The sequence below is a fragment of the Candidatus Francisella endociliophora genome (genome assembly GCF_000764555.1).
Classification (GTDB): domain Bacteria; phylum Pseudomonadota; class Gammaproteobacteria; order Francisellales; family Francisellaceae; genus Francisella; species Francisella endociliophora.
On the sequence record NZ_CP009574.1, the window covers coordinates 94,231 to 110,893 of the forward strand.

A 16,663-nucleotide genomic window follows, 5' to 3' on the forward strand; every position below is an offset into this window, starting at 1 on the left:
AAAAATGACTGATGTTACAACTAAAAAAATGTCGTTGTTTAGTGCTGTTCTAATCGGCACTACTTCAATGGTTGGTTCTGGGTGGCTATTTAGTGCACAGTTAACAGCAAGAAATGCCGGCAATTGGGCATTTTTAGCATGGATACTTGCTGCTTTATTAGTACTAATGATAGCTCTTTGTTTAGGTAAGGTAGTATCTTTGTATCCTGTCAGAGGTGCTACAACAAGATCAAGTGCTATTTCTCATAATAATATATTTGCTATGCCGTTTGCTTTTGCAAACTGGTTTGGTATTGTAGTTGTAATATCATCTGAAGCACTTGCTACTACACAGTATCTTGCTGGTGTTAAGTCTATGGATTGGCTGATGGACAATAATGTCTTAACTACTGCTGGTACTATATTTTCAATATTTGTATTATTTATATATCTTGTTATTAACTTCTATGGAGTTAAGCTTTTATCAAAAGTAAATAATGCAATAACTGTATTTAAAATGGCTGTTCCAGCAATTATTGTTATAATCTTTGTCGCATATGCACTTATGCATAGCAATGATCATGTCAGTATGTTTGCATCTGATATACCAAACAATAGTCAGTTTGGTTTTAGTTCTGCACTAACAGCTATTGTTGGAGGTGGTTTGATTTATACATTTAACGGCTTCCAAACAGTTGTTGCTTATGCAAGTGAAGTTAAAAACCCAGGTAGAAACGTACCGTTAGCTATTGTGTTAGCTCTTGTATTAGTGCTAATTTTGTATTTAGGTTTACAATATGCATTTATGCAAGCTGTTCCGCATGAGTATCTAGTTAGTAAAGGTGGTTGGGCAGGTTTAGATTTTGAATCTCCATTGCTTCAATTAGCTACACTTTTAGGATTGGGATATATATCATTTTTACTTATTATTGATAGTGTGATCAGTCCATCTGCAACAGGGTATAGTTATCTAGGAGCTTCTTCAAGAATGTTATATGCAATGTCATCAGAAGGGCAGATGCCAAGATATTTTGCACATATTACACCTAAATTTAATATCTCGCGTAGATCATTATTAGCAAACTTTTTATTATCAATAATATTCTTATTATTCTCAGATAACTGGACTGCATTGATGCTTGTAGTTACAGGTTTTCATATTATTGGATATATGGCTGCTCCAATTAGTATGGGTGCATTAGCTCCAAAAACTAGAATATATGGTTTAGTAGTATTTATAATTTTAACATTACTTTTAAATACCGTAGAAATAGAAACTAATGTACATATGAGCATTATATTGATCATTCTTATGACAATATACGGAAGTATAGAATATAGAAGAATAGGATTAAAAAATCTTTTACCACTTATTTTACCGTTTATAATATTTGTTTGCATAGTTTCTCCAATGGATCATTATATTATTGAAGGCTTTGTTGGAGCTATATTCTACTGGTTTGTTACAGATAAAAGATATGTGGCATTCTGTAAAGCAACAGCAAATGAAAAAAATATTATTGTCGATTAATTTCTTTATCTATAGTTATCTATTCTTTTACAATTTATAATACAGAATAGTGTTGTAAATTTTTCCAAGCTTTATGAAAAATACAAAATGGATTTTACTTATCCTTTGCTTAGGATATTTCATAGATTTCTATGATTTAACTGTATTTAGTGTTTCTTATGTAGAGATGCTAAAACAGCAGTTTGGCATATTAGATTCTACTAAAATCCAGCAGACATATTATTTAATAAATAATATTCAAATGGGTGGAATATTAGTAGGTGCTGTTTTATTTGGAATCTTAGCTGATAAATTGGGTCGTATTACAGTTATTAAGTATAGTATTTTACTTTATTCTGCTACTACAATACTTTGTATTTTTGTAGATAATATTTATGTGTTTATGTTTCTTAGATTTTTAGCATATCTTGCATTAGCAAGTGAATTTGCAGTTTCAAGTGTTTTAATTGTAGAATTTTTCCCACCCAAATTAGCTGCTTGGGGAATGAGTCTATTATATATATTAGGCGTGCTTGGTGGAGTAGTTGCAACCTTGCTTGGAGTGCTTTCTTACAAGGTAATGTTTATCTTTGGTGGTTTTGCTGGGCTTGGGATATATGCTTTCAGAAGAGTGTTAGAGGAATCACCATATTTTATTGAGCTATATATGTCAGAAGAGAGATTTAAAAATGCTGGAAGCATAACTTATTTACTAAAAAATTATAGTAAACCACTTATTTTAAATTTTTTAATAACATTACCATATTTTTTTGTAATTACTGTTATGTTTGCTCTAGTAAAGTTCATAGCTTCTGATATTAATTTTGCTAGTTTGGTTAAGTTGTTTTTATTCGGTTTCTTTGCGGGAAATATTATTAGCTGTATATTTAGTGGTATATATAACCAATATTTCAAATCGCCAAATCTATTTTTTGTTGTGAATATCTGTATTTTCTTAGGAAATATTTTTGCTTATAAATATATTTCAAATGACATGATATTTATCTATGGTGTTCTTATCGGACTGATAGGTGGCGGTTATAATATCATGTGGGCACAATATGCGGCTACTGAATTTCCAACAGAAGTTAGATCACTAGCTACTAATATGATATTTGCATTAGGTCGAACGAGTAGTATTTTCTTTGGGATAATATTTGCAGGTTGGATTACTGATGAAGAATATTTTAGACAAAATGTAAATTTGTTAGCAATTGCCGTAGCGGTTATGGTCTTATTGATAGTAATATTTTATAAAAGAAAGAAAGTTTTAGTGAAGTAGAGAATATTTATGACAAATAAAATATTATTCGGAATAACTGGAAGTGTATCAGCTTACAAAACTATAAATTTGATACGGTTGTTTATCAAAAGTGGAGTTGAATGTAGAGCTATTATTACAAAAGGTGCTGAACAGTTTATTAAGCCAGAACTTTTAGTAGCTTTAGGTTGTGATGTTTATACAGATGAGTCTTTAAATATGCTTGATTATAAGCAGAGTATGGCACATATTAATCTATCTCGCTGGGCTGATAAAATTTATATAATCCCAGCTTCTGCAAATACAATTGCAAAATTAGCTTATGGTTTAGCCGATGATTTATTTAGTCAGTGTTTGCTTGCCAATGATGATAATTCTAAAGTGTATATAGCTCCTGCTATGAATGTGAATATGTGGCAAAATCAATTGACTCAAGAGAATATCGTAAAATTACAAAGCTTAGGGTTTAATTTAATCTCTCCTGATAATGGAGTACAAGCTTGTGGAGATATTGGCGGAGGTCGATTGCATGAACCTGAGGAGTTATTTGAGATTTTATCGCAACCTCAAGATTTGAAAGATAAAAAAGTACTAATAACAGTAGGTGCTACAGTAGAAGATATTGATGGCGTAAGATATTTATCAAACTATAGTTCTGGAAAAATGGGGTTAGCTTTAGTAAAAGAGCTGTTAAATAGGGGCGCTAAAGTAATAGTTTTAAAAGCAAAAACAACAATAAATTTTGATATAGAACATATTAACTTAGAAATTATTGTTACTAAAAGTGCAGATGATATGAATCAAGCTATGTTGGAAGTTGCAAAAGATTGTGATATTTTTATTGGTTGTGCGGCTGTAGCAGACTATAAGATCAAAGATAAGTTTGAGAATAAAATTAAAAAAACAGATGAAAACTTAACTTTAGAGTTTGTAAAAAATCCTGATATATTAGCAAACTGTAAAAAAACTTATCCTAATATTTTTGCAATAGGCTTCGCTGCAGAATCTGAAAATATACTTGAGTATGCACAATCTAAATTACAAAGAAAAAATCTAAATATGATAGTAGCAAATTCAACTAGTGTGTTTGGAAATGATAATTCAAGTGTAACTATTTTATCCAAAGAAAAATCAGAAGAGTATACAGATAAATCAAAGATTGAGATCGCAAAACTTATCTTAGATTATGCTAAAAATATTTGCTAAATATTGATAATTATTTTAGCTGCTTATGCAACTCTAAAGCCTTCGCTCTACTAGCTTTCAAATCTATAATTGGTTTTGGGTAGTTTTTTCCTAGTGTAACTTTAGCTTCTTGTAATATTGATTCACTAGCTTCCCAAGGTTTAACTAAATACTTATTTGGAAGCTTTGTTATTTCTGGGACATATTTACGAATATATTCATAAGCTTCAAACTTCTCAGCTTGGAGTACAGGATTAAATATTCTAAAGTAGGGTGCGGCATCTAAACCACATCCTGCTACCCATTGCCAGTTAGCATTATTGCTTGCAAAATCAGCATCAAACAAAGTGTCAAAAAACCATTTCTCGCCATATTTCCAATGGGTTAGGCAATTTTTAATAAGAAAGCTTGCGACTATCATACGAACACGATTGTGCATATACCCCGTTTGCCAAAGTTCTCGCATACCAGCATCAATTATTGGAATACCTGTTTGACCTTGTTGCCATCTTTTTAATAATTTAGAATCATTATCCCATTTGAAATTATCAAATTTTTCATTGATGTTTTTTTTATTTAAGTTTGGATAATAATAGGCTTGGTAGTAGCAAAAATCTCGCCATACAAGTTCTTTGATAAAATGCTCTTCATTTGTACCAATAGAATCTAGATTCTGTACTGCATTAAATATCTGATTAGGTGATATTTCTCCAAAGTGTAAGTGTGGTGCTAAGGTAGATGTTGCATCTGTACTCATAAAATCTCTAGCTACTTTGTAATCTTTAATTTTATTCTCTAAAAAATCTTCAAGCTTATTAATAGCTGCATCTTCACCAACTTGCCATTGTTTTATAATATCTTGCCAAGCTAATTTTGGCTCTAGAAGTTCAAGTGCTTCTAAATTCACTGAGCTATCAAGTTTTATCAATTTGGCAAAGCTAGGCTTAGCAATATTTGAACAATATTTACGGACTTTTATTAGCTCTTTATAAAATGGAGTATAAACCTTGTAATGTGTACCATCATTTTTTTTACATTCCCAAGGTTCAATGAGAAGGCTTCCATTAAAACTTTTGACATTTATGTTTTTACTGACAAGAAATTCTTTAATTTGAGTGTCTCTATCAATGCTATATTTGTCATAACATCTATTCCAATGGAAATCTGTAATATTATTTTCTTTTATAAGTTTTTGTATAATCTCTAAAGGATTACCAATATATAGATTTAGCTTATTATCAAGTGATCTATTAAGACTTGTTAAAGAGTGATGAAGCCATAGTTTACTAGCTTTACCAAGATGTTGATTTTCATCTAATATGAAAATTGTGATAGTCTCATCAGCATCACTTGAGTAGTGTAGAGCTGGATTATCAGCTAAGCGTAAATCTTGGCGGAACCAGTGGATAGCAGTTTTTTTGCTCATAATTTTTCTTTGATAATATTGTATAGCATTTCAACATGTTCTTGAGAGTCGTTTAGACATGGAATCAGACTAAACTCTTTACCACCTTTTTCAAGGAAGCTTACTTTTTCTGTAATTGCTAGCTCTTCTAATGTTTCTAAACAGTCGACACTAAAACCAGGTGCAATAACTACCACTTTTTTATCTTGTTTTGCAAGCTCTTCTAGTTTTACAGTTGTATAAGGTTCTAGCCATTTCTTGGGACCGAAACGAGATTGGAAAGATAAAGCAAATTCTATATTTGGATATTCACTTTCTAGTGATTCTTTAACTAATCTGTAGGTTTTATGACAGTGACAGTAATATGGATCACCTTTATCAAAGTACTCTTTCGGTAAGCCATGGAAAGAAAAAAGAACAGTATCTGGTTTGTAATCTAAGTTTTGTAAATGCTCTTTAACCTGATTGCTTATTGTTTGTATATGATACTTATTATCGTAATATGGATTAATTCCCTTGATAGTTGGCTGCCAACGAAGACTTTTTAGTACCCTATAAACTTCATCATAAACTGTTGCAGTAGTAGTGGCAGAATACTGAGGGTATAAAGGAAATATTGCAATCTCAGTAGCCCCTTGCTCTTGTAAGCTTTTTATTTTACTTTCGACACTTGGGTTGCCATATCGCATAGCACAGTCAACAATATAGTTATCTAAATTTTTATTGAGTGCTTTAGCAAGATTTTCGGTATAAAGTAAAAGAGGGGATTTATTATGCTCTTTATTCCAAACTGCTTCATAAGTATGGACATTCTTCTTGGAGCGAATAGGTAGGATAATAAGATTTAATATTAGTTTCCATAATATTGGATTTGCCTCAATAACACGTCTATCAGATAAAAATTCACGTAGATATCTTTTGATAGATTTAGCATCATAATTATCTGGAGTTCCTAGATTTACTAGTAAAATAGCTTTTCTATTATATTCTTTGCTATATTCCTGCATATATTTTATTACAAAGTTTGGCCTGATGTAATTGTAACAAATAATTTGTTTTCTAAAGTTAAATTTTCTTCATAAATAAAATAAGTAAGCTATAATGAAAATAGACTAACAAGTCTTTGTAAGGAGATATACTATGAAAAAATTAGCATTAATATCATTTGGGATTTTAGGGGTAGCTATAAGTTATGCTTATATGCGTCCAGCAGATCCATATAATATGTATGATGGTCCAGAAGTTAAGGAAGAAAGAGCTGAGGGTTCAGCATATGTGCCACCAGATAGAGAGTTTATTAATTCTAGATATGGTGAGTATATAGATAATAGAGAATCAGAATTTCGTCCTGGTCAAGATGCTGATAGACTTTTCTGGTCTTATAGTCAGCCTTAAATACTGTATAATATTCTCAAATTAAACTAATTCTTTAAAAATTATCTAAAAATGCAACAATGGCACCAATTGAGTTTTGATATTAATTCTAATCAGCTAGAGCTTTTTGAAGAGTATCTTTTTGATAATAATGCTGGTTCAGTTACAACAACTAAAAAATCTGATGATCTAATTACTTTAACAATTCTTTATGAAAATCAGCATAATATTGAGAGTATAATCTCAAGTATTTCAAAATTTTTTGAAAATAGCTTAAAAAGTGAAATAAATTATGAAATTATCAAAGATCAGCAATGGGAAGCTGCTTGGTTATATGATTATGAGCCAATAAAGATTGGTAAAAATATTGTAGTATATCCAAACTGGCGTGAGCCTCCACAAGACAATGATCATATATATATAATAGTTGATCCAAGTATTGCTTTTGGTTGTGGTAATCATGAAACCACTAAGATGTGCCTTGAGTGGTTAGAAGAACATGTTGTGAAGGGTTCAACAGTTTTGGATTATGGTTGTGGTACTGGAGTGCTAGCTATAGGAGCTGTCAAACTGGGTGCTAATTATGCCGAAGGTATAGATATAGATCCAAATTCAATAGAATCTTCACAGAAAAATGCCAAAGAAAATAATGTAGCTGATAAAACTTGCTTTAGTGACAATCAACCAACACAAAAATTTGATCTAGTAGTAGCAAATATCTTTTCAAATGTGCTTATAAGCTTGAGTAAAAGTATAGCAAGCAGCTTAAAATCAGGTGGTAGATTAGCATTATCAGGAATTATAGAAAACCAAGTTGACGAAGTTCAACAAGAGTTTGCAAAGTATGGTATTTCATTTGAGCAGTCAAACCAAATGGGACAGTGGTTTTTATTAAAAGGTAAAAAAAATAAATAAAATTTATATATTGATTTATTAATTTTTAATTGACATGAAGATGGCAGATTATTATAGTTGATTATAGGCGTTTAATAAAGAGATGTCTGAAAGCAATAATCAAACTAAGGAGATATGTAGATGTTTGGTAAATTAAAAGAAAAAGCAATGGGTGCAGCAAAAGAAAAAGTTACAGTAAAAGTACAAGAAATAGCTGGACCAGGAATCCAGCAGCATATAGATACTTTTAAGAACTTAAAAGTATCTGATGTATCAGATGATTCTAAATATAATACTGTATTAGTAACTCCTGTATGGGCATCAATAAAAGCTCAAATCGGTCCTGTTGAAGGTCTTGCAAAAAAAGCAGGTATTGATTTGCAAGATAGACTTACTAAAGGTCTTTTCAATGTAAGAGATGAATTAATAGTTGTAGAGGGTGAGTCAGTAAAATTACATCAAGATTTTAATGCTAAATTAGTTCCCACAATCATGAATGCTTTCAAAAACTAATCTAATTAATAAATTTTTATCTATTTATTCTTTTTATGTATTTTTTTATTAAAAATTACTGTTCAAGTAATTGAGATAGTATACTAGTTCAATATTTACGATTAATTATAAAATTGAGCTATATTTGTATTGTAACTTAATAGGAAAAAATGAGCTTTAAAATAGCAGATATCGAGATCGAAAATAATGTCGTACTTGCTCCAATGGCAGGCTTTTGTGATAGTGCCTTTCGCACTATATGCAAAGAGCATGGAGCAGGGCTGATCTATACTGAGATGGTGAGTAACAAAGCCGTAGTAGAGCGAAATTGGGAAACCATGGAAATGCTCTATATGGAGAACAGCGAAAAACCACTAGGGATACAGATATTTGGTACAGACCTTGAAAGTTTCGTTGGTGCGACAAAATATATTGCTGAGAATACCGAGTGTGATTTTTTAGATATAAATATGGGTTGTCCGATGCCAAAGATTGCTAAGAAGTTACAAGCTGGTGCAGCACTTCTAAAAGATGTCGATAGAATCCATGAGATACTGACAGAAGTAGTAAAAGCAGTACATAAACCAGTAACTGTAAAGATGCGTATCGGCTGGGATGATGAAAATATAAATGCAATCGAAGTGGCTAAAGCTTGTGAGGATGCTGGAGTCAGTGCTATAGCCCTACATGGTCGTACCCGTGAGCAGATGTATACTGGTAAAGCAAATTGGGATATTATCCGGGATGTAAAAAAAGCGGTTGATACAGTCGTAATTGGTAATGGTGATGTATTTTGTCCACATAGTGCAAAAGCTATGATCGAGCATACAGGTGTAGATGCTGTAATGGTAGGGCGAGCTTCTCGTGGTAATCCCTGGATATTTCGACAAATTGCAGAGTACTTGAATACGGGTGAGATAATATCTCCACCAAATGCAGCAGAGCGTGTCGAAGTATTAGGTGAGCATCTAAGAAGACTTATTAAGCTTAAAACTGCAAAAGTAGCCGTTAAAGAAATTCGTACTCATGCAAGCTTTTATCTTCAAGATTTACCAGGCTCTAAAGAGTTTAGGCAAAAATTAAATCAGTTAGTAGATGAGCAGGAGATTTTTAGAGTTTTAGAAGAGTATAAAGACTTTTTAAAATAGTGTCATCTGCTTATTATCAGCTTCACCCAAGCGTATACCAATACCAATTAATCGAATCGGATGATTTTGTTTTTGATGTAACTCGATTATTAGATTCTTTAGGGCTACTTGATCTAGAGTTTTAGCTACTCTAGTTAGACTTGTTTTATTAAATTTTATATCTGTGAATTTAATAACAATACCTACTATAGATTTATAATGCTCTTCTGACATACGGCTAGTTAGTTTTTGATATAAGTTTGGTAACTTATCTAAACAATCTTTGAGAGTTTTTAAATCTTCTAAATATGTATTCTCAACACTTACAGATTTACGAATACGAATAGGATTAACTTCACGGTTATCAATACCTCTAGCATAGTTATATAAACTAGCTCCAAATTTGCCGAACTTATTTATAAGGGTAGATAAGCTTAGTTGCTGCAAGTCTAAGCAGGTTTCAACATTCATATTTTTTAGTTTTTCTTGGGAAACTTTACCAACACCAAAAAGTTTCTTAACAGGTAGATCTTTAACAAAGTTATCAACTTGCTCTGGAGTGATTACGTATAGTCCATTAGGTTTGTTGATATCACTGGCTATTTTTGCAAGCAGTTTATTTGGAGCAACTCCTGCTGATCCTGTTAGGCCAGTTTTATCAAATATCTCTTGCTTGATAGCTTGAGCGATTAAGGTTGCACTATTTTGATATTTTAATATATCTGTAACATCAAGATAGGCTTCATCTAAAGATAGTGGTTCAACTTTATCTGTGAAAGAGTGAAAAATCTCACGAATAATTTCAGAAGCAGCCTTATATTTTGCAAAGTCTGTATTTAATAGTATTAGATTAGGGCATTTTTGTATAGCTATAGCAGTAGGCATAGCTGAATGTACGCCATATTTTCTAGCGATATAATTACATGTAGAAATCACACCACGTTTAGGGTTAGTGCCACCAACAGCAAATGGCTTATCCTTTAGTATTGGGTTTGCTTTTTCTTCTACCTGAGCGAAGAAATAATCCATATCTATATGTATGATTTTTTTTATTTTGCTCATAAGGTTATGATATTGAAAAAGCTAACAATAAAAAGTTAGTTTAAAGAATTGATGATAAATAGTGAAGAGTTAATTCCTTATTGAATATTAAAGACTAAATAACACTATGTGAGCATTGAGTTTAATTATGTTAAGCCATATAATAATGACCTTATGAATATTAAAGTATTTTTAATGAAACGGAAAGGCAAAGCAGGTTTTACATTAGTTGAATTGATGGTTGTAATAGCTATTATTGCGATTCTAGCAGCAATAGCCAAACTATACAACTAGAGCAAAAATTAGCTCGGAAATTGAAAAGTTAGGCAGTATAAAAGTTCAAGCTTCAGAATATATTTCTCATAATAATGGAAGTACTGAATATACAGTAAATGATTTAGGTGATTTACCTAGTGGGGCTAGTATTGGTAGTAATGGAGCATTAGAGTTAGATACCAATGCTATTGTGATTAACTCAACAGTATCATTAGTCCCTACAATTTCTTCTGGAGCAATATCTTGAATTGCACAGCTTTAGGGCTTACCAATTCTCAGTTGCCATCAATTTGCCAAGTTTCATCAGATTCAGAAGAACCACAAAGTTCTGAAGGAGGTGGTCAACAAGAAGCCTCTTTTTAAAAAATTAATAGTAAGCTGGTATTAGAAACTATAGGAAATAAAGCATTTTTATATTTATGCTATAAGGTATATAATTTAGTCCAGTAAATATAAAAACTTTCTCTAAATGATTTTCTTTAAAAATGTATCTTATCAAGTTGAGGTAAAAGAGCTCTTCAGTGATATTAATTTCTCAGTTTTTCCTAATCAAAAAATAGGTTTAGTTGGAAAAAACGGCACAGGAAAAACTACACTTTTTAATCTAATACAAGGCAATTTAACACCCGATAAAGGCGATATTGAGATTGCTAAAAATACTCGTATTGTGACAGTTAAGCAAGATGTTGATGATTTTGAAGCTAAAGTAATTGATTATGTAGTTAATGGTATAGAGTCATTAAAGCTACTAAAGATCCAAATGCAAAAATCTTTAGAGTCTGAGAACTTTGTTGATTATTCAAAATATCATGAAGAATATGAATCTCTAGGAGGCTATGCTATAGAGTCTCAAGCTGGAAAATTACTATCTGGTTTAGGTTTTAGTATTAGTCAACTCCAACAAAAAGTAAAAGAGCTCTCTGGAGGTTGGCAGATTCGTTTAAATTTAGCTCAAGCACTCCTGCAAGAATCAGATATTTTATTATTAGATGAACCAACTAACCATTTGGACTTAGATGCTGTTTTATGGTTGGAGGAATATTTACAAGAGTATAAAGGCTCTTTACTACTTATCTCACATGATAGGATCTTTTTAGATAATGTTGTTAAACAGATATTTCATATTGAGAATAAAAATATAGATACATATACAGGTAATTATTCATCGTATGAGAAGCAAGCTTATGAACAAAAACTTCTACAACAAAAAAGTTTTGAAAAACAACAAAAGCATATTGCTCATCTAGAGAGTTTTGTAAATAGATTTAAGGCAAAGGCATCAAAAGCAAAGCAAGCGCAAAGTCGTGTCAAAATGCTTGAAAAAATGCAACGCATAGAGTCAGTAAAATCAGAGTCAGAATTTAGTTTTGAATTTAAGCAAGTTAAAGAGCATTTAGGAGGAACTTTAGTAAGTTTGCAGAGTGCAGATTTAGGATATGGTGATAAAAAGGTTCTCAATAATGTAAAACTTAATATTTACAATGAAATGCGTATTGGGCTTTTGGGTTTAAATGGTGCTGGTAAATCAACTTTGATTAAATCTCTAATTGGTGAGATTGATATTCTATCAGGTAAGATTGAGAAACATCCAAATCTTAGAGTAGGGTACTTCTCACAGCATTCATTAGATATGCTTGATTCTGAAGCTTCACCATTGTTACATATGCAACGTTTAGATTCTCAAGCAACCCAAGAAAAGCTCAGAACTTTTTTAGGGAGCTTTAATTTTGTCGGAGATAAAGCATTAGCAAAAGCAGGGACTTTTTCAGGTGGTGAGAAAGCGCGTTTAGCACTAGCTATGATTGTTTATCAAGAGCCTAATTTTCTTTTACTAGATGAACCAACAAACCATTTGGATATCGGTGTGCGAGAAGCCTTAACTGTAGCATTACAGAGTTTCCAAGGCGCAATTATTCTAGTTTCTCATGATAGATTCTTACTTGAATCAACAGTTGATGAGTATATGCTAGTAGGCGAGGGTCAAGTTAAGCCATTTGATGGTGATATGAAGGATTATTACAAATATATTCTAGAAGTTAAAAAAGCAGAAAATAATATATCAAGTACACTATCTAAACCTAGTGATGATTCTAAAAAACAAGCTAAAAAATTATCAGCAAATAAAAGAAAACAATTAAAACCATTGCAGGATAAAGTTAAAAAATTAGAAAGAGCTTTAGAAAAATTACAACAGCAAGACTCACAAATGCAAGAAAAGCTACAAGATCAAAACTTATATAATGATAAAGAAAAGCTCCAGCAGATTTTATTTGAGCATTCACAGCTGAAAGACAAAATTGTAGCGGCTGAATTAGAATGGTTTGAAGCTTTGGAGGAGCTAGAAGAAATTAGGCAAATTTGACATTTTAAGCTTGGGGAAATACCATTGATAGTGGAATATGAATGATATATTTCAATTTGTAATAGAGTATAACTAAGGAGGCTTGTTATGTTGTATTGGAGTCTAATATTTTTAATTGTTGCAATTGTCGCCGCAATTTTTGGTTTTGGAGGTATCGCTTCGGTAGCTGCGGGGTTTGCTAAGATAGCTTTTGTAGTTTTTTTAATTTTATTTATAATATCTGCGATTTTAAGTTTGATAAATAAGAAAAAATGATTATATAAAAATAAAAAAGTTTAATCTTATATCCTCTGTAAAAAATAGTTGTTATTTATAAGCTGCATCCCAGTTACCAGTAAGACCAGCAACTTCATACTCTGTTACACGATTCTCAAAGAAATTAGTATGATCAGCACCATTTAAAATCCATTCTAACCAAGTTAAAGGGTTTTTATCAATATTATAGACTTCTTTAAGTCCTAATTGATTCAGTCGTCTATCTGTAATATGACGGATGTATTCTTTTACTTCATCTGCTTTTAGACCTTCAATAGTTCCAAGCTCATAAGCAAGATCAATAAATTTATCTTCTAGTTCTACAGCTTTTGTAGCCATTAGATAAATTTCTTTTTTAAACTCATTGTCAACTATATACGGGTTCTCTTGGCAATATATTCTAAATAAAGCGGCATTACCTTCAACGTGCATAGATTCATCACGAATTGACCATTCTACTACTTTACCCATACCTTTCATTTTTCCAAAACGTTGGAAGTTAAGTAACATAGCAAATGATGCAAATAAGGCAACCCCTTCATTAAATACAGTTTTAGCAAGACATAGCCCTAAACCACGGCGAGTAGAAGGATCTGCATCCATCATAAATTCAATCTTGTCAGTCATAGCCTTATATTCTAAAAAAGCATGATATTCAGCATCAGGTAAACCTAAAGTATCATTTAAAAGGGCATAAGCTCTTTGGTGAATACCTTCACGAGCTGCAAAAGAGCCAAGCATATTTCTGACTTCGTTATTCTTAAAAGCTGGAATAAACTGATCATAGTAGTTTTGACCTACAGCTACATCTGATTGAGTAAAAAGTCTTAGAATATTTGTTATATATTCTTTTTCTACTTTTGTGATTTTACCATTTTTCCAGTCTGTAACATCTTCTGATAAATCAATCTCATCTTCGATCCAGTGAGCTTTCTCATGCTTAACTGTTAGATCAACAGCCCATGGGTAGCTAAATGGTTTATAAGTTTTTGAGAATGTCGTTAAAGATGATCCTTTAACTCTAGCTACAACTTCACCAGCCCTAGCCATAAGGTTATCATAACCACCTATATGTACATTTCCAACAAAGATTTGTGGTACAGATTTTACATGCTCCTCTACTAAAAGTATGTTCTTGTTAACTTCTGAATAAAATTTAAATCTTTCTTCATCATTATCAAGAGTTATTTGTGTAAAAGGGATGTCATTTGCACCAAACCAGCTTTTTGCAAGATCACAGAAAGGACAGTTTGTTTTAGTGTATATTTTTACTTCAACCATTATATCTACTTCTTATTTAAAATTTTATCAGCATATGCTTTTAGCTCTGTAAAGCCACCAATATGCTCATTATCTACAAATATCTGTGGCACAGTTGAAATAGGGTAGTTAACTTTGCCACTTTCATTCATATCATTATAGAACTTAGTACGTTCATTATAATCATCTATAATAATTTCTTCAAAAGCAATTTGATTTTGTTCAAACCATTGTTTTGCCCATACACAAAAAGGGCAACCATTTCTACTATATATCTTAACATTCATTTTATTTTATCCTTCACAAGCAATACATTCGCTTTCTGATTGTTTAAGCTCAGAGAATTCTACAAGTCTTTGTTTTTCAACTTTTTTAGAAATATTCTCAGCTCTATTAGATGTTTCTGTTCTTAGATAATATAATCCTTTACAACCATATTTCCAAGCATTGAAGTGAGCTTTATGTAAGTATTCACGAGAAGCACCTGCTGGGAAAAATATATTTAAAGATTGTCCTTGGCAAAGATATTTTTGGCGCTCTCCACCTAAATATACAAGCCAATCTTGATCCATTTCAATAGCTGTCTTAAATACATCTTTTATATTTTCACTAAGGAAATCTAAGTGTTGTACAGAGCCTCCATTGGTGATAATCTCAGACCAAGTTTCTTCATTGTTTTTACCAATTTTTTCTAATTCTTGTTCTAAATACTTATTTTTATTTAAATGTGAGCCTACTCTTGTTCTAGATGTGAAAGCATTAGCTTTCCATGGTTCGATACTCGGCGAAGTATTTAATATTAATGAGCTATTTGCATTAGGTGCAATTGCAAGTAGGTGAGCATTTCTACGGCCAGTACCAACCATATCAGGAGCTTCACCTTTTTCTTCTCCTAAAATTAGAGTTTCTTCAACTGCCTGTTCTTTAACAAGTTTAAAAATTTCTTCATTTAGCTCTTTAGCCCTTTGAGATTCAAAAGGCACTCTATGTAGCTGTAAATAAGAATGAAACCCCATAGCTCCTAATCCTAAACTTCTCTCACGAGAAGCACTATATCTAGCTTTAGATATCTCATCTCCAGCATGATCTATAAAGAATTGTAAAACGTTATCTAAGAATCTAATTAAATCTTTAATAAGTGTCGTATCTTTCCATTCATCGTATTTTTCTAGATTTACAGACGATAAGCAACATACAGCAGTACGGTTTTCATCAGTAACAAGATGTATTTCATTACAAAGATTTGAACCTTTAATAGTTAGTCCAAGATCTTTTTGAGCTTTGGGTAAGGCTCTATTTGCTGTGTCAATAAAGTTTAAATACGGTTCGCCTGTACGGTAACGAGTCTCAAGAATTGTTTCCCAAATACGACGAGCTTTGACAACGTCTCTTACAGTTTTATCATCTGGGTCTACAAGTTTCCAATCTTCATCATTAGCAACTGCTTGCATGAAATCATCAGTAAGATTTACAGCATGATGTAAGTTTAAACATTTTCTATTAACATCACCTGTTGGAACACGAATACCTAAAAATTCAACGATATCTGGATGAGATACGTCCATATAAGCAGCATAAGATCCTTTACGAGTTTTTCCTTGTCTATATGCCACCATATCAGCATCAACAGTATGCATAAATGGAATTGGTCCAGGAGCTTTATCTGAGACTGCTCTTACTTTTGACCAGTGTCCTCCAACACCTCCACCTTTTACTGATAACCATCTTAATTCAGACGAGTGCTCAATTAGTCCATCTAATGAATCTGGAACATAAGATAAAAAGCAGCTAATAGGGAGCGATTTTACCTTAGCTCCAGGTAAAGGAGCATTTGAAAGAACAGGAGATGCAAACATGAACCAGCCCCTTGAAGCAGCATCATATATACGTTGAGCTAGATTCATATCTCCAAAAGAGTATGCTACAGCAGCTCTTGCAAAGCCATACTGAGGAGAGGGTTCATTTTCTAAGCAATAATAATTTGTCAGTAGCTGTTGAGCTTGTTCTGAAAGTTCTTGATCCTTTGATATATCAATGTTAATGCCAAGGTAGTTTTCTTTAGACATAGTAAAACCCTATTTAAAGTTATTCTGTAATTTATTAACTATACTATTTTAGTATAGTTAATGTACTAATACCTAAATTTTATCAATTTTTTTTGATATTAGAATAGTAAAAAAGTAATTATTGTTCTTGACTTTGAAGAAACGATTATAAGATGTAGACAGCATAAGGTTTGCTG

General features: G+C 31.9%; 16 protein-coding genes. 10 read left to right on the plus strand and 6 right to left on the minus strand.

Features of this window, described 5'->3' with window-relative positions; genetic code table 11:
* Positions 1 to 4: 4 nt before the first annotated feature.
* The 3 genes from QI37_RS00450 to coaBC all read left to right on the plus strand — a co-directional run bounded on the left by QI37_RS00450 (position 5) and on the right by coaBC (position 3,956).
* Positions 5 to 1,510 carry an APC family permease gene (locus QI37_RS00450; RefSeq protein WP_040007558.1) on the plus strand — a complete coding sequence of 502 codons (1,506 nt, stop codon included), beginning with the start codon at positions 5 to 7 and terminating at the stop codon, positions 1,508 to 1,510.
* Positions 1,511 to 1,583: 73 nt separating this feature from the next.
* Complete coding sequence (locus tag QI37_RS00455) at positions 1,584 to 2,771, plus strand: MFS transporter (protein ID WP_040007560.1); 1,188 nt, start codon at positions 1,584 to 1,586, stop codon at positions 2,769 to 2,771.
* Between the two features lie 9 nt (positions 2,772 to 2,780).
* A complete protein-coding gene (gene coaBC, locus QI37_RS00460; RefSeq protein WP_040007562.1) occupies positions 2,781 to 3,956 on the plus strand; it encodes a bifunctional phosphopantothenoylcysteine decarboxylase/phosphopantothenate--cysteine ligase CoaBC in 1,176 nt (391 codons plus the stop codon).
* Positions 3,957 to 3,966: 10 nt separating this feature from the next.
* Here the strand turns inward: coaBC and QI37_RS00465 are convergent, their stop codons facing one another.
* A complete protein-coding gene (locus QI37_RS00465) occupies positions 3,967 to 5,361 on the minus strand; it encodes a cryptochrome/photolyase family protein (protein ID WP_040007564.1) in 1,395 nt (464 codons plus the stop codon).
* Positions 5,358 to 6,347 (minus strand): ferrochelatase, encoded by a 990-nt coding sequence (gene hemH / locus QI37_RS00470; RefSeq protein WP_040007566.1) that lies wholly within the window; start codon positions 6,345 to 6,347, stop codon positions 5,358 to 5,360. The genes QI37_RS00465 and hemH overlap by 4 nt, the downstream gene beginning before the upstream one ends.
* Positions 6,348 to 6,480: 133 nt before the next feature.
* Here hemH and QI37_RS00475 point away from each other — a divergent pair, with 133 nt between their 5' ends.
* From QI37_RS00475 to dusB, 4 genes are all read left to right on the plus strand, one after another.
* A complete protein-coding gene (locus tag QI37_RS00475; RefSeq protein WP_040007568.1) occupies positions 6,481 to 6,735 on the plus strand; it encodes a hypothetical protein in 255 nt (84 codons plus the stop codon).
* Positions 6,736 to 6,786: 51 nt separating this feature from the next.
* A complete protein-coding gene (gene prmA, locus QI37_RS00480) occupies positions 6,787 to 7,629 on the plus strand; it encodes a 50S ribosomal protein L11 methyltransferase (RefSeq protein WP_040007569.1) in 843 nt (280 codons plus the stop codon).
* A gap of 120 nt (positions 7,630 to 7,749) precedes the next feature.
* Entirely contained in the window at positions 7,750 to 8,121 is a 372-nt protein-coding gene (locus QI37_RS00485) for a hypothetical protein (protein WP_040007571.1), read from the plus strand.
* A 149-nt stretch (positions 8,122 to 8,270) separates the two neighbouring features.
* Positions 8,271 to 9,248: a tRNA dihydrouridine synthase DusB gene (gene dusB / locus QI37_RS00490; RefSeq protein ID WP_040007573.1), complete on the plus strand. Its 978-nt coding sequence runs from the start codon at positions 8,271 to 8,273 to the stop codon at positions 9,246 to 9,248.
* On the opposite strand, the gene dinB is transcribed toward dusB, so the two are convergent.
* Entirely contained in the window at positions 9,240 to 10,289 is a 1,050-nt protein-coding gene (dinB, locus tag QI37_RS00495; protein ID WP_040007575.1) for a DNA polymerase IV, read from the minus strand. The genes dusB and dinB overlap by 9 nt on opposite strands.
* 174 nt (positions 10,290 to 10,463) lie before the next feature.
* On the opposite strand from dinB, the gene QI37_RS10340 reads away from it, so the two are divergent.
* The 3 genes from QI37_RS10340 to QI37_RS10055 all read left to right on the plus strand — a co-directional run bounded on the left by QI37_RS10340 (position 10,464) and on the right by QI37_RS10055 (position 13,161).
* Positions 10,464 to 10,562 (plus strand): prepilin-type N-terminal cleavage/methylation domain-containing protein, encoded by a 99-nt coding sequence (locus tag QI37_RS10340; RefSeq protein ID WP_144242678.1) that lies wholly within the window; start codon positions 10,464 to 10,466, stop codon positions 10,560 to 10,562.
* 451 nt (positions 10,563 to 11,013) lie between these two features.
* Positions 11,014 to 12,906, plus strand: a complete 1,893-nt coding sequence (locus QI37_RS00505) for an ABC-F family ATP-binding cassette domain-containing protein (RefSeq protein ID WP_040007576.1) — start codon at positions 11,014 to 11,016, stop codon at positions 12,904 to 12,906.
* Positions 12,907 to 12,993: 87 nt separating this feature from the next.
* Positions 12,994 to 13,161 (plus strand): DUF1328 domain-containing protein, encoded by a 168-nt coding sequence (locus QI37_RS10055; protein ID WP_040007578.1) that lies wholly within the window; start codon positions 12,994 to 12,996, stop codon positions 13,159 to 13,161.
* A 51-nt stretch (positions 13,162 to 13,212) separates the two neighbouring features.
* Here the strand turns inward: QI37_RS10055 and QI37_RS00515 are convergent, their stop codons facing one another.
* Genes QI37_RS00515 through QI37_RS00525 form a run of 3 tightly spaced genes read right to left on the minus strand, consistent with a single transcriptional unit; the run spans position 13,213 to position 16,487 of the window.
* A complete protein-coding gene (locus tag QI37_RS00515; protein WP_040007580.1) occupies positions 13,213 to 14,442 on the minus strand; it encodes a ribonucleotide-diphosphate reductase subunit beta in 1,230 nt (409 codons plus the stop codon).
* Between the two features lie 5 nt (positions 14,443 to 14,447).
* Positions 14,448 to 14,708 carry a glutaredoxin domain-containing protein gene (locus QI37_RS00520; RefSeq protein WP_040007582.1) on the minus strand — a complete coding sequence of 87 codons (261 nt, stop codon included), beginning with the start codon at positions 14,706 to 14,708 and terminating at the stop codon, positions 14,448 to 14,450.
* Positions 14,709 to 14,714: 6 nt separating this feature from the next.
* The gene (locus QI37_RS00525; protein WP_040007583.1) at positions 14,715 to 16,487 is read right to left on the minus strand and encodes a ribonucleoside-diphosphate reductase subunit alpha; all 1,773 of its coding nucleotides are present in this window, start codon (positions 16,485 to 16,487) and stop codon (positions 14,715 to 14,717) included.
* Between the last annotated feature and the right edge of the window lie 176 nt (positions 16,488 to 16,663).